Source organism: Cryobacterium sp. TMT2-17-1 (assembly GCF_004402765.1).
GTDB classification, from domain to species: domain Bacteria; phylum Actinomycetota; class Actinomycetes; order Actinomycetales; family Microbacteriaceae; genus Cryobacterium; species Cryobacterium sandaracinum.
The window spans coordinates 22,758-34,718 of sequence record NZ_SOGC01000036.1; the positions used below are offsets into that span (position 1 = coordinate 22,758).

Annotated in this window: 18 protein-coding genes; all 18 read right to left on the minus strand. The window is 62.5% G+C overall.

Going from position 1 to position 11,961, the window contains the following annotated elements; all coding sequences use genetic code 11:
- Nucleotides 1–41: 41 nt before the first annotated feature.
- Nucleotides 42–644, minus strand: coding sequence for a 50S ribosomal protein L5 (rplE, locus tag E3O47_RS09310; protein WP_104100958.1), 603 nt, complete (start codon nt 642–644; stop codon nt 42–44).
- Nucleotides 644–1,003, minus strand: a complete 360-nt coding sequence (gene rplX, locus E3O47_RS09315; RefSeq protein ID WP_104171759.1) for a 50S ribosomal protein L24 — start codon at nt 1,001–1,003, stop codon at nt 644–646. The genes rplE and rplX overlap by 1 nt, the downstream gene beginning before the upstream one ends.
- 3 nt (nt 1,004–1,006) lie before the next feature.
- A complete protein-coding gene (gene rplN, locus E3O47_RS09320; RefSeq protein WP_104100960.1) occupies nt 1,007–1,375 on the minus strand; it encodes a 50S ribosomal protein L14 in 369 nt (122 codons plus the stop codon).
- Nucleotides 1,376–1,408: 33 nt separating this feature from the next.
- Nucleotides 1,409–1,708 (minus strand): 30S ribosomal protein S17, encoded by a 300-nt coding sequence (gene rpsQ, locus E3O47_RS09325; RefSeq protein WP_104100961.1) that lies wholly within the window; start codon nt 1,706–1,708, stop codon nt 1,409–1,411.
- Nucleotides 1,709–1,710: 2 nt separating this feature from the next.
- Nucleotides 1,711–2,049, minus strand: a complete 339-nt coding sequence (rpmC, locus tag E3O47_RS16800; RefSeq protein WP_134342141.1) for a 50S ribosomal protein L29 — start codon at nt 2,047–2,049, stop codon at nt 1,711–1,713.
- Nucleotides 2,049–2,468, minus strand: coding sequence for a 50S ribosomal protein L16 (gene rplP / locus E3O47_RS09335; RefSeq protein ID WP_104100963.1), 420 nt, complete (start codon nt 2,466–2,468; stop codon nt 2,049–2,051). The genes rpmC and rplP overlap by 1 nt, the downstream gene beginning before the upstream one ends.
- Before the next feature lie 2 nt (nt 2,469–2,470).
- Entirely contained in the window at nt 2,471–3,232 is a 762-nt protein-coding gene (gene rpsC, locus E3O47_RS09340; protein WP_104100964.1) for a 30S ribosomal protein S3, read from the minus strand.
- A complete protein-coding gene (gene rplV / locus E3O47_RS09345) occupies nt 3,232–3,597 on the minus strand; it encodes a 50S ribosomal protein L22 (protein WP_104100965.1) in 366 nt (121 codons plus the stop codon). The genes rpsC and rplV overlap by 1 nt, the downstream gene beginning before the upstream one ends.
- Nucleotides 3,598–3,623: 26 nt before the next feature.
- On the minus strand, nt 3,624–3,905 hold the full coding sequence (gene rpsS, locus E3O47_RS09350) for a 30S ribosomal protein S19 (protein ID WP_104100966.1): 282 nt from the start codon (nt 3,903–3,905) through the stop codon (nt 3,624–3,626).
- A gap of 9 nt (nt 3,906–3,914) precedes the next feature.
- Nucleotides 3,915–4,754, minus strand: a complete 840-nt coding sequence (rplB, locus tag E3O47_RS09355) for a 50S ribosomal protein L2 (RefSeq protein ID WP_104100967.1) — start codon at nt 4,752–4,754, stop codon at nt 3,915–3,917.
- A 25-nt stretch (nt 4,755–4,779) separates the two neighbouring features.
- A complete protein-coding gene (rplW, locus tag E3O47_RS09360; protein WP_104100968.1) occupies nt 4,780–5,082 on the minus strand; it encodes a 50S ribosomal protein L23 in 303 nt (100 codons plus the stop codon).
- A complete protein-coding gene (rplD, locus tag E3O47_RS09365) occupies nt 5,082–5,732 on the minus strand; it encodes a 50S ribosomal protein L4 (RefSeq protein ID WP_104100969.1) in 651 nt (216 codons plus the stop codon). Before rplD ends, rplW begins: the two co-directional genes overlap by 1 nt.
- A gap of 4 nt (nt 5,733–5,736) precedes the next feature.
- Nucleotides 5,737–6,396, minus strand: coding sequence for a 50S ribosomal protein L3 (rplC, locus tag E3O47_RS09370; RefSeq protein WP_104100970.1), 660 nt, complete (start codon nt 6,394–6,396; stop codon nt 5,737–5,739).
- A gap of 8 nt (nt 6,397–6,404) precedes the next feature.
- Nucleotides 6,405–6,713, minus strand: a complete 309-nt coding sequence (gene rpsJ, locus E3O47_RS09375) for a 30S ribosomal protein S10 (protein ID WP_035834607.1) — start codon at nt 6,711–6,713, stop codon at nt 6,405–6,407.
- 534 nt (nt 6,714–7,247) lie between these two features.
- A complete protein-coding gene (locus E3O47_RS09380) occupies nt 7,248–8,048 on the minus strand; it encodes a hypothetical protein (protein WP_134420283.1) in 801 nt (266 codons plus the stop codon).
- A 21-nt stretch (nt 8,049–8,069) separates the two neighbouring features.
- Entirely contained in the window at nt 8,070–8,300 is a 231-nt protein-coding gene (locus E3O47_RS09385) for an Rv0909 family putative TA system antitoxin (RefSeq protein WP_241986149.1), read from the minus strand.
- A gap of 134 nt (nt 8,301–8,434) precedes the next feature.
- Nucleotides 8,435–9,628 carry an elongation factor Tu gene (gene tuf / locus E3O47_RS09390; protein ID WP_104100973.1) on the minus strand — a complete coding sequence of 398 codons (1,194 nt, stop codon included), beginning with the start codon at nt 9,626–9,628 and terminating at the stop codon, nt 8,435–8,437.
- 143 nt (nt 9,629–9,771) lie between these two features.
- On the minus strand, nt 9,772–11,886 hold the full coding sequence (gene fusA, locus E3O47_RS09395) for an elongation factor G (RefSeq protein WP_134420287.1): 2,115 nt from the start codon (nt 11,884–11,886) through the stop codon (nt 9,772–9,774).
- Nucleotides 11,887–11,961: the final 75 nt, after the last annotated feature.

Here is an 11,961-nt window from a genome sequence, read left to right on the forward strand (position 1 = left end):
GTCCAGCCCCGGATTTGTACTACAAGAGCCAAAGAGCTACTTTACTTGGTGTTTTCGGCCGTCTTGAACGGGAAGCCCAGCGCCTTGAGCAGCGCGCGGCCTTCTTCGTTGTTCTTGGCCGTCGTCACAACCGTGATATCCATACCGCGGATACGGTCGATCCGGTCCTGGTCGATCTCGTGGAACATGACCTGCTCGGTGAGACCGAAGGTGTAGTTACCGCTGCCATCGAACTGCTTGTCGCTCAGACCACGGAAGTCGCGGATGCGCGGAAGCGCCAGGCTCAGGAGCCGGTCGAGGAACTCCCACATGCGGTCGCCACGAAGTGTGACGTGCGTGCCGATGGGCTGTCCTTCACGCAGTTTGAACTGCGCGATCGACTTACGGGCCTTGGTGACCTGCGGCTTCTGACCGGTGATCTTGGTGAGGTCGGAGACGGCGCCATCCATGATCTTGCCGTCGCGTGCTGCCTCGCCGACACCCATGTTCACAACGATCTTGACCAGGTTCGGAATCTGGTGAACGTTGGTGAAGCCGAGGTCCTTGCTGAGCTGGGCCATGATCTCATCGCGGTACTTCTGCTTGAGACGCGGCAGGGCGGCCTCAACGGGCGCTTCTGCTGCTGCAACTGAAGTGTCGGTCATCAGAGGTCCTTCCCTGACTTCTTGGCGTAACGGATGCGGACCGTCTTGGTGACGCCGTCCTTCGTTACTTCTTCGAGGCGGAATCCGACGCGAGTCGGCTTCTTGGTCTCCGGGTCGACGAGGGCCACGTTGGACACGTGAATCGGCGCCTCCATGGTCTCGATGCCGCCGGTCTTGGTGCCGCGCTGGGTCTGGCCCACGCGAACGTGCTTGGTGACGAAGTTGATGCCCTCAACGAGGACCCTGTTCTTCTCCACCAGGATGGCAATGACCTTGCCCTGCTTGCCACGGTCTCCGCCGCGGGCCTGGGTGCGGCCGGTGATGACCTCTACGAGGTCACCCTTTTTGAGTCTGGCCATGATTTAGATAACCTCCGGTGCCAGCGAGATGATCTTCATGAACTTCTTGTCGCGAAGCTCGCGACCGACCGGTCCGAAGATTCGGGTGCCGCGGGGGTCACCTTCGTTCTTCAAAATCACTGCGGCGTTCTCATCGAACTTGATGTACGAACCGTCTGAACGACGGGTCTGCTTTTTGACGCGAACGACGACGGCCTTGACGACGTCGCCCTTCTTGACGTTGCCGCCCGGGATCGCGTCCTTGACCGTGGCGACGATGGTGTCGCCGAGGCCTGCGTAGCGACGGCCGGAGCCGCCGAGCACGCGAATGGTCAACAGCTCCTTGGCACCCGTGTTGTCGGCAACCTTGAGTCGTGATTCTTGCTGAAGCACTTTTTATACCCTTCTATCAAGTAAGCGCGAGGCTTACTTGGCCTTCTCGAGGATCTCGACCAGGCGCCAGCGCTTGGAAGCGCTGAGCGGACGGGTCTCACTGATCAGGACCAGGTCGCCGACGCCGGCGATGTTCGCCTCGTCGTGAGCCTTCAGCTTGGACGTACGGCGGATGACCTTGCCGTACAGGGGGTGCTTCACGCGGTCTTCGACCTCGACAACGATGGTCTTGTCCATCTTGTCGCTGGTCACGTAACCACGCAGCGTCTTGCGGTAGCCGCGAACGAGAGCCTCAGCCTCGGCAGCGACGACCTTTTCGTCAGTCTTCGCCATGACTAGGCCTCCTTCGTCTGGGCGGCGTCGGCCGCAGCGGAGTCGTCAACGGACTCCACTGCAGGCTTGGCCTTCTTGGTCTTCTTCTCAGCCTTGGCCGGAGCCTCGACTGGTGCGGGAGTCGGACGAATGCCCAACTCGCGCTCACGGAGAACCGTGTAGATGCGAGCGATGTCGCGCTTGACCGCGCGGAGGCGGCCGTGGCTCTCGAGCTGGCCGGTGGCCGACTGGAAGCGAAGGTTGAAGAGTTCTTCCTTCGCTTTCTTCAGCTCATCGAACAACCGCTCGTTTTCAAAAGTGTCGAGCTCGACTGAGGCGAGCTCCTTGGATCCGATCGCCATTATGCGTCGCCCTCCTCGCGCTTGATGATGCGTGCCTTCAAGGGCAGTTTATGGATAGCGCGGGTCAGCGCTTCCTTTGCGACGATGTCAGTGACACCGCTGAGTTCGAAAAGCACGCGACCGGGCTTGACGTTGGCAACCCACCACTCGACGGAACCCTTACCGGAACCCATGCGGGTTTCGGCCGGCTTCTTGGTGAGCGGGCGGTCCGGGTAGATGTTGATCCAGACCTTGCCGCCGCGCTTCATGTGACGGGTGATCGCGATACGAGCGGACTCGATCTGACGGTTGGTCACATAGGCGGGCGTGAGGGCCTGGATGCCGTACTCACCGAACGACAGCTCGGTACCACCGGTTGCGTGGCCGGTACGGCCCGGGTGGTGCTGCTTGCGGTGCTTGACTCTGCGTGGAATCAACATGGTTATGCCTCAACTCCTGCTGCAACCGGTGCCGCTGCCTCTGCGCGGGGCGCACGACGCGGTCGGTCGTCACGACGCTCGGGGCGGGTCGACTTAGCGTTGGCCTGCTCGCGAGCGAGTTCCTTGTTGGTGATGTCGCCCTTGTAGATCCAAACCTTCACGCCGATGCGGCCGAAGGTGGTCTTGGCTTCGTAGAACCCGTAGTCGATGTTCGCGCGCAGAGTGTGCAGGGGCACACGGCCTTCGCGGTAGAACTCCGAACGGCTCATTTCGGCGCCACCCAGGCGACCGGAGACCTGGATGCGAACACCCTTGGCACCGGCGCGCTGGGCACCCTGCAGGCCCTTACGCATCGCGCGGCGGAATGCCACGCGAGCGGAGAGCTGCTCGGCGATGCCCTGAGCGACCAGCTGAGCGTCGACCTCGGGGTTCTTCACCTCGAGGATGTTCAGCTGGATCTGCTTGGCGGTGAGCTTCTCGAGGTCGGAGCGAATGCGCTCAGCCTCCGCGCCGCGGCGACCGATCACAATGCCCGGACGGGCGGTGTGGATGTCGACGCGAACGCGGTCACGAGTGCGCTCGATCTCGATGCGGGACACGCCGGCGCGGTCGAGACTGGTGCTCAACAGGCGGCGGATCTTGACGTCTTCAGCGACGAAGTCGCTGTAACGCTGGCCCGGCTTCGTGCTGTCAGAGAACCAACGCGACACGTGGTCGGTCGTGATTCCCAGACGGAAGCCATAGGGGTTTACTTTCTGACCCATTACTTCGTACCCTCCTCAGGAGTGGCGAGCACAACCGTGATGTGGCTCGTGCGCTTCTTGATCTGGAATGCGCGACCCTGTGCACGGGCCTGGAAACGCTTGAGGGTCGTACCCTCGTCAACGAACGCCTGGCTGACGAACAGGTCCTGCTCGTCGAGGAAGGTGTTGGCTGCATCAGCCTTGACTCGCGCGTTGGCGATTGCCGAGGCAACCAGCTTGTACACCGGGTCGCTCGCGCCCTGCGGCGCAAACTTCAGAATTCCCAGGGCCTCGAAGGCCTGCTTGCCGCGGATCAGGTTGACAACGCGACGAGCCTTCTGGGGGGTAACGCGGATGTGACGCACGCGTGCGATCGACTCCACCATTTCTTATCCTCCTTCACGTCCCCGCGTTAGCGGCGACGGCCCTTCTTGTCGTCCTTCACGTGTCCACGGAAGGTGCGGGTGGGCGCAAACTCGCCGAGCTTATGCCCGACCATGCTCTCGGTGACGAACACCGGGATGTGCTTGCGTCCGTCGTGCACGGCGATGGTGTGCCCGAGCATGCCGGGGATGATCATCGAACGGCGCGACCAGGTCTTGATTACGTTCTTGCTGCTGGCTTCGTTCGCCTTGACAACCTTGCGAAGCAGGTGGTCGTCAACGAACGGGCCTTTCTTGAGACTGCGTGGCATCGTCTACTCCTACTTACGCTTCTTGCCGACGGTACGGCGACGAACGATGAGCTTGTCGCTTTCCTTGTTCGGGTGGCGGGTACGCCCTTCTTTCTGGCCCCAAGGGCTGACGGGGTGACGTCCACCGGACGTCTTACCCTCACCACCACCGTGCGGGTGGTCAACCGGGTTCATGGCGACACCACGAACGGTCGGGCGAACGCCTTTCCAGCGCATCCGGCCGGCCTTACCCCAGTTGATGTTCGACTGCTCGGCGTTGCCGACCTCGCCGATCGTGGCGCGGCAGCGGGCGTCGACGTTGCGGATTTCTCCGGACGGCAGGCGCAGCTGGGCGTAGATGCCATCCTTCGCAACGAGGCGAACGGATGATCCGGCGGAGCGGGCCATCTTGGCGCCACCGCCCGGACGCAGTTCGACCGCGTGGATGATGGTACCGGTCGGGATGTTCTTCAGCGGCAGGTTGTTGCCGGGCTTGATGTCAGCGCCGGCGCCCGACTCTACGATGTCGCCCTGGTTCAGCTTGTTCGGGGCGATGATGTAGCGCTTGGAGCCGTCCATGAAGTGCAGGAGCGCGATGCGCGCCGTGCGGTTGGGGTCGTACTCGATGTGAGCAACCTTGGCGTTGACGCCGTCCTTGTCGTTACGACGGAAGTCGATCAGACGGTACTGGCGCTTGTGTCCACCACCGATGTGACGGGTGGTGATGCGACCCTGGTTGTTACGGCCACCGGTCTTGGACAGGGGGCGAAGCAGGGACTTCTCCGGCGTGGAGCGGGTGATCTCTGCGAAGTCTGCAACAGATGAACCGCGACGACCGGGAGTCGTGGGCTTGAACTTACGAATAGCCATTTCTTATTCCTCTAGTCCGCGCCGCTTAGCCGACGGCCGTGAAGATGTCAATGGAACCGGACTTGAGCGTGACGATGGCACGCTTGGTGTCCTTGCGCTTGCCCTGACCGAACTTCGTGCGACGCGTCTTGCCGATGCGGTTCATGGTGTTGATCGAAGCGACCTCCACCTTGAAGATCTTTTCGATCGCGAGCTTGATTTCGGTCTTGTTCGAGCGCGGGTCCACGATGAAGGTGTACTTGCCTTCGTCGATCAGGCCATAGCTCTTCTCAGAGACGACCGGAGCGATGATGACGTCGCGGGGATCCTTGTTGATCGGGGTAGCCATTATGCGGACACCTCTTCCTTCTTGGTCTTGCTCGCCACGAACGCGTCGAACGCGCCCTTGGTGAAGACGATGTCGTCGCTGACGAGAACGTCATAGGCATTCAGCTGGTCCCACGGCAGAACGTGCACCGTCGGCAGGTTGCGGATGCTGCGCAGCGTCAGTTCGTCGGTGCGCTCCAGGACGACCAGCACATGCTTGCTGCTGGCGATCTGGCTGAGCAGCTCGATGGCGCCCTTGGTGCTGGGCGTCTCGGCGCTGAAGAGTGCGGTCACGACGTGCAGGCGGTCGCCACGGGCGCGGTCGGAAAGGGATCCACGCAGTGCTGCCGCGATCATCTTCTTGGGGGTGCGCTGTTCGTAGTTACGCGGGGTCGGTCCGTGGACGATTCCACCACCGGTCATCTGAGGGGCGCGGATCGAGCCCTGACGAGCGCGACCGGTTCCCTTCTGCTTGAACGGCTTGCGGCCGGAACCGGAAACCTCGCCACGACGCTTGGTCTTGTGAGTTCCCTGACGTGCGGCAGCGAGCTGCGCGACGACGACCTGGTGGATCAACGGGACGTTGGTCTGAACGTCAAAGATTTCGGCGGGCAACTCGACGGAGCCGGCCTTCTTACCCTTGGCGTCGATGAGATCGAGTGAGGTAGTCATACGACTAGGCTCCCTTCACTGCATTGCGGACGAATACGAGGCGGCCCTTGGCGCCGGGAACGGCACCCTTGACCAGCAGGAGGCCCTTCTCGGCATCCACGGCGTGAACCTTGAGGTTCAGCACGGTGACGCGCTCGCCACCCATACGACCGGCCATGCGCATGCCCTTGAAGACACGGCTCGGGGTCGAGGAAGCACCGATGGAACCGGGCTTGCGGTGGTTGCGGTGCGAACCGTGAGAGGAGGAAACACCCTTGAAGTTGTGACGCTTCATAACACCGGCGAAACCCTTGCCCTTGCTGGTGCCCATGACGTCGACCTTGGTACCGGCAGCGAACACACCGTCAACGGTGAGCTCCTGACCCAGGGTGTAGTCAGCGGCATCCGCAGTGCGGAGCTCGGTGAGGTGGCGGCGAGGCGTGACGCCTGCCTTTTCGAAGTGTCCGGCGGAAGGCTTGTTGACCTTGCGCGGATCGATGGCCCCGGCAGCGATCTGGACGCCGGCGTAACCGTCGATGTCCTTGCTGCGGATCTGGGTGACAACGTTGGGCGAGATTTCGATGACGGTGACGGGAACGAGCTTGTTGTTCTCATCCCACACCTGCGTCATGCCGAGCTTCTTGCCGAGGAGACCCTTGGTGGTCTTGGTATCTGAGTAAGACATCGCGGGCCCTAGAGCTTGATCTCGATGTTGACGTCGGCCGGCAGGTCGAGACGCATGAGCGAGTCGACAGCCTTCGGGGTCGGGTCAATGATGTCGATCAGACGCTTGTGGGTGCGCATTTCAAAGTGCTCCCGGCTGTCCTTGTACTTGTGAGGGGAACGGATGACACACACCACGTTCTTCTCGGTCGGAAGCGGCACGGGGCCGACGACAGTCGCACCCGCGCGGGTCACTGTGTCGACGATCTTGCGCGCCGAGATGTCGATGACCTCGTGGTCATACGACTTAAGTCGAATGCGGATTTTCTGTCCCGCCATGTCGAACTCGCTTTCTTGTCAAGGCTTCGTACATCCCGAGGGGCTGCATTGGACGCCGTAGTAGCACTGCTGCTGTCGCACCACTGTTCATCTGTCAATTTCGGCAGGGCCGCGGAGCGGTCATGCCGAGCCAACCCGCTTCTCCACACTCGCGCGTGGGGGAAGGCATGGATTTACCCAGCTGTCCCGGCTGTTGGTTTGAGCTATGTTCTGCTACCCGCGGCCTAACTGTGCACCTGGCGCCTTTTACGGCGAACGGCACAAGCTATGCACTGCCTGGCAGTGATCCCGACACCGCGTGCAGCGCGGCAGTCGAAAGTGTTGAACTAGAAGAGTCTGCCACAGGGTTGGGTCATTGTGCAACCCGGGCGTGTCGCGGGCGGCGTGTCGCCACATCCGCGTCGTTCCGCGGCTCGGCCGGCTCTCGCCCCGGGCGCGTCGCCGCCGCCATTCACGCCTCGCGCGAGTGCTGCGCCCCTCCGCGCGGGGCACGCCACCAGCGCAGCGGCGCAACACCCGCGCACCACCGGCACCTCACCGAAACTGGAGTCGCGGGCGCCCGAACGGCAGCCCCAACTGCAGCAGCCGAGTGCGCAGCCGACTCTGACTCATCCCGACCGGGAAGTCCCACCGGGTGAACGCGTGCACCTGGTGCCGCACGCCATCGTCACGGCGTTTCTCGTCGTAGAACACCTCGGCGGTGGTGCGGCCGCCTCGCATCACGGGGTCGAAGTATTTGCCCTTGCCGTCGGCCTCCCCCACCGAGTTCTCGTCGATCCAGTAGAAGTCCGTGAAGACGGTCTTGCCTTCGACGACGAACGGATGCTGCAGCACCGGCTCCGGAAATCCGTTCAGCGCCACGTTGACGCGGCTTCCGGACACGTTGGGGGAACCGGACAGCGTCGAAGAGAAGTCGATCACGGCCCGCGCCCGCACGGACCCGCGGAAGGGAAGCAACCCTTCCCAGGTCTCAAGCAGCCTGGCTCTGGTGGTCAGAGGCAGAATGCGCCCCCTGCGATCCACCGCAATGGAGCGGTCGGCCATGGCGACCGCGGACTTCAGATCCAGAGTGGCGGCGAGGTCGACGACCGTGCGTTCGACGCTGGTGACCAGGAGTCCGTTCACCACGGCGATATCCCGCGTGTCGAGTCCCAATGCATGCTTGCGGATACCCGGCGTCGAGCGTCCGCCGCGGGTGCGTTCGGTGAGGGAGTGGACCTCGGGCGGCCAGCCGGCGAGAGTGGGGAGTCCCCACAGGACAGCCGCGGACCCGTTCGCAGGTGGCATGCCACGCGCGAAGCGGCGCACGACCCGCGCCACGGTGCGCTCGGTCACCGAAGTGAGCTCGACCAGCGGTTACCTGCCGTCGGGGCCAGTGCCTCGAGCGTCGCGGTCGGTCGGACCGTCCCCGCGACCGAGGTGTTTGTCCGCCGCCACTCGGGCATCCTTGATCTTGTCGGCGTGCTTGTTGCCGGTGACCTTGTTCGCGGCGGCGGCGCCCCCGTCGAGGATCTTGTCGGCGATCTTCTCGCCCTTCTCTGTTTTGAGGAACTCCTGCGCTTTGCGGCTGATGTCGTTGAAATTCACGGGGTGCTCCGATCTGGGGCTGTTGAGGTTCATGTCAAGGCTAGTTCCTGGGCGATTCGGGATCAACTGGCCCCGCAAGTCGGGCACGAAAAAAGGGCCGGCCCCGAAGGACCGACCCCATTTTCTGAAGGGAACTACTTGACGATCTTGGTCACCGTTCCGGCGCCGACGGTGCGGCCACCTTCGCGAATGGCGAAGCCGAGGCCCTCTTCCATGGCGATCGGCTGGATCAGCGCGACGTTCATGTCGGTGGTGTCGCCGGGCATGACCATCTCGGTGCCCTCAGGCAGCGTGATGACGCCGGTGACGTCCGTGGTGCGGAAGTAGAACTGCGGGCGGTAGTTCGCGTAGAACGGGTTGTGACGCCCACCCTCATCCTTGGACAGGATGTACGCGGTGCCCTCGAAGTCGGTGTGCGGAGTGACCGAACCCGGCTTGACGACAACCTGGCCGCGCTCGACGTCTTCGCGCTTGGTGCCACGAAGAAGAAGGCCACAGTTCTCGCCGGCCCATGCCTCGTCGAGCTGCTTGTGGAACATCTCGATACCCGTGACCGTGGTCTTGATGGTCGGGCGGATGCCGACAACCTCGACCTCGGAGTTGATCTTGAGGGTTCCACGCTCGGCGCGGCCGGTGACGACGGTTCCACGACCGGTGATCGTGAAGACGTCCTCGATCGGCATCAGGAAGGGCTTGTCCTTGTCGCGGACGGGCTCCGGGAAGTAGTCGTCGACAGCCTTCATGAGCTCAAGGATGTTGCCGACCCACTTCTCGTCGCCTTCAAGCGCCTTGAGTGCGGAAACGCGCACGACGGGAGCATTGTCGCCGTCGAAGCCCTGGGCGGAGAGGAGTTCGCGAACCTCGAGCTCAACGAGCTCGAGGATCTCTTCGTCGTCAACCATGTCGGACTTGTTCAGTGCCACGAGCAGGGACGGCACGCCGACCTGCTTCGCGAGCAGGACGTGCTCACGGGTCTGAGCCATCGGGCCATCAGTAGCGGCAACCACAAGGATCGCCCCGTCCATCTGAGCAGCACCGGTGATCATGTTCTTGATGTAGTCAGCGTGGCCCGGTGCGTCTACGTGCGCATAGTGACGCTTTTCGGTCTCGTACTCAACGTGCGAGATGTTGATCGTGATACCGCGCTGGCGTTCTTCCGGAGCAGAGTCGATCGACGCAAAGTCGCGCTGAACGTTCGTCTTGGACGGATACGTGTCGGCAAGGACCTTGGAGATCGCTGCAGTCAGCGTGGTCTTTCCGTGGTCAACGTGACCGATCGTTCCGATGTTTACGTGCGGCTTGGTCCGCTCGAACTTGGCCTTGGCCACTGTGGGTCCTCCTCAGGACTCATGGCTCCATCGACCGCTGGTTTGCGGCCGGTGAAACTGCTGGATTTGTGTACTTATGCTACTCGGGCCGGGAGGCCGAAGCGATTTGGGCCCGAAGGCCCGGAGAGACCGGAAGCCTCAGGCTATTCGCCCTTGTTCTTCTGGATGATCTCTTCGGCCACGGCCCGGGGGACCTCCGCGTAACTCTCGAAGGTCATCGAGTACACCGCGCGGCCCGAGGTCTTCGACCTCAGGTCACCGATATATCCGAACATCTCCGACAGCGGCACGTTGGCGCGAATTACCTTCACGCCCTGAGCGTCCTCCATGGTCTGGATCTGTCCACGACGCGAGTTGAGGTCGCCGATGACGTCGCCCATGTACTCCTCGGGCGTACGAACCTCGACGGCCATCAGCGGCTCGAGCAGAACAGGGTCAGCCTTACGAACGGCTTCCTTGAAGCCCATCGAACCGGCAATCTTGAACGCCATCTCCGAGGAGTCGACGTCGTGCGCGGCGCCGTCAAGCAGGCTTGCCTTGACGCCCACCATCGGGTAGCCGGCCAGGACGCCAACGTGCAGCGCATCCTGGATTCCTGCGTCCACCGAGGGGATGTACTCCCGGGGGATGCGGCCACCCGTGACCTTGTTGACGAACTCGTAGCTCTTCTCGGCAGTGATCTCGAGCGGCTCGATCGCGATCTGAATCTTCGCGAACTGCCCGGATCCACCGGTCTGCTTCTTGTGCGTGTAGTCGTGACGATCGACCGCCCTGCGGATGGTCTCGCGGTAGGCGACCTGAGGCTTGCCGACGTTGGCTTCGACGTTGAATTCACGTCGCATCCGGTCGACCAGGATGTCCAGGTGAAGTTCACCCATCCCCTTGATGACCGTCTGACCAGTTTCCTGGTTCTGCTCGGTGCGGAAGGTCGGGTCTTCTTCGGCCAATTTCTGGATCGCAAGACCCAGTTTTTCCTGGTCCTGCTTCGTCTTCGGCTCGATCGCAACCTCGATGACCGGGTCAGGGAACGTCATCGACTCGAGCACGACCTGCGCGTTCGGGTCGCACAGGGTGTCACCTGTGGTGGTGTCCTTGAGGCCGATGACCGCGTAGATGTGACCGGCGGTCACGAAGGCCACCGGGTTCTCCTTGTTGGCGTGCATCTGGAAGATCTTGCCGATGCGCTCCTTCTTGCCCTTGGTCGAGTTGACGACCTGGGCGCCGGAGTCAAGGTGACCGGAGTACACGCGAACGTAGGTCAGACGACCGAAGAACGGGTGAACGGCGACCTTGAACGCGAGGGCCGTGAACGGCTCCGTCGCGTCGGGGTGACGCATGATGACCTTTTCCTCGTCGCGCGCGTCGTGGGCCTCGATGGCCGGCACGTCGAGCGGGGTGGGGAGGTAGTCGACGACTGCGTCAAGCATCGGCTGAACGCCGCGGTTCTTGAACGCGGAACCGCAGAGGACCGGATAGATCTCGCTGGAGACCGTGAGCCCCCGAATCGCGTGCTTGATCTCGGAGACGGTGAGCTCTTCGCCGGAGAAGTACTTCTCCATGAGGTCGTCGTCGGTCTCGGCGACGGTTTCAAGGAGCAGCTTGCGGTATTCCGCGGCCTGCTCGGCAAGGTCGGCCGGGATCTCTTCGATGGCGTACTTGGAGCCCATCTCGACGTCACCCTTGGAGTCGCCGCGCCAAGTCAGTGCACGCATTTCGACGAGGTCGACAACACCCTCGAAGGTGTTCTCGGCGCCGATGGGCAGCTGGATGACGAGCGGCTTCGCGCCGAGGCGCTTGACAATGGTGTCGACCGTGTAGAAGAAGTCGGCGCCGAGCTTGTCCATCTTGTTGACGAAGCAAATGCGGGGCACGTCGTACTTGTCGGCCTGACGCCAGACGGTCTCCGACTGGGGCTCAACGCCCTCCTTGCCGTCGAACACTGCGACGGCGCCGTCGAGGACGCGGAGCGAACGCTCCACCTCAACGGTGAAGTCGACGTGGCCGGGGGTGTCGATGATGTTGATCTGGTTTGAGGCCCAGAAACAGGTAGTCGCGGCAGACGTGATGGTGATGCCACGTTCCTGCTCCTGCGCCATCCAGTCCATGGTCGAGGCGCCGTCGTGCGTCTCGCCGATCTTGTGATTGACACCCGTGTAGTACAGGATGCGCTCAGTGACGGTGGTCTTGCCAGCATCAATGTGAGCCATGATGCCGATGTTGCGGACCTTACTCAGGTCGGTGAGCACGTCAAGTGCCACGGGGGTCCTCCGGAAGTTTGCTTGTGGATCTTGGGGCGAAACAGGGCATCCGGTCGCCGGGCCCATCGAGATCTG

Coding starts and splice junctions, on each gene's coding strand:
- rpmC (WP_134342141.1), bottom strand. CDS start 2,049: ATGGCGATCGGATCCAAGGAGCTCGCCTCAGTCGAGCTCGACACTTTT.
- rplP (WP_104100963.1), bottom strand. CDS start 2,468: ATGTTGATTCCACGCAGAGTCAAGCACCGCAAGCAGCACCACCCGGGC.
- rpsS (WP_104100966.1), bottom strand. CDS start 3,905: ATGCCACGCAGTCTCAAGAAAGGCCCGTTCGTTGACGACCACCTGCTT.
- rplW (WP_104100968.1), bottom strand. CDS start 5,082: ATGGCTACCCCGATCAACAAGGATCCCCGCGACGTCATCATCGCTCCG.
- rplB (WP_104100967.1), bottom strand. CDS start 4,754: ATGGCTATTCGTAAGTTCAAGCCCACGACTCCCGGTCGTCGCGGTTCA.
- rpsQ (WP_104100961.1), bottom strand. CDS start 1,708: ATGGCGAAGACTGACGAAAAGGTCGTCGCTGCCGAGGCTGAGGCTCTC.
- rplC (WP_104100970.1), bottom strand. CDS start 6,396: ATGTCTTACTCAGATACCAAGACCACCAAGGGTCTCCTCGGCAAGAAG.
- rplE (WP_104100958.1), bottom strand. CDS start 644: ATGACCGACACTTCAGTTGCAGCAGCAGAAGCGCCCGTTGAGGCCGCC.
- rplV (WP_104100965.1), bottom strand. CDS start 3,597: ATGGTGGAGTCGATCGCACGCGTGCGTCACATCCGCGTTACCCCCCAG.
- rpsJ (WP_035834607.1), bottom strand. CDS start 6,713: ATGGCGGGACAGAAAATCCGCATTCGACTTAAGTCGTATGACCACGAG.
- rplX (WP_104171759.1), bottom strand. CDS start 1,003: ATGGCCAGACTCAAAAAGGGTGACCTCGTAGAGGTCATCACCGGCCGC.
- rplD (WP_104100969.1), bottom strand. CDS start 5,732: ATGACTACCTCACTCGATCTCATCGACGCCAAGGGTAAGAAGGCCGGC.
- rpsC (WP_104100964.1), bottom strand. CDS start 3,232: ATGGGTCAGAAAGTAAACCCCTATGGCTTCCGTCTGGGAATCACGACC.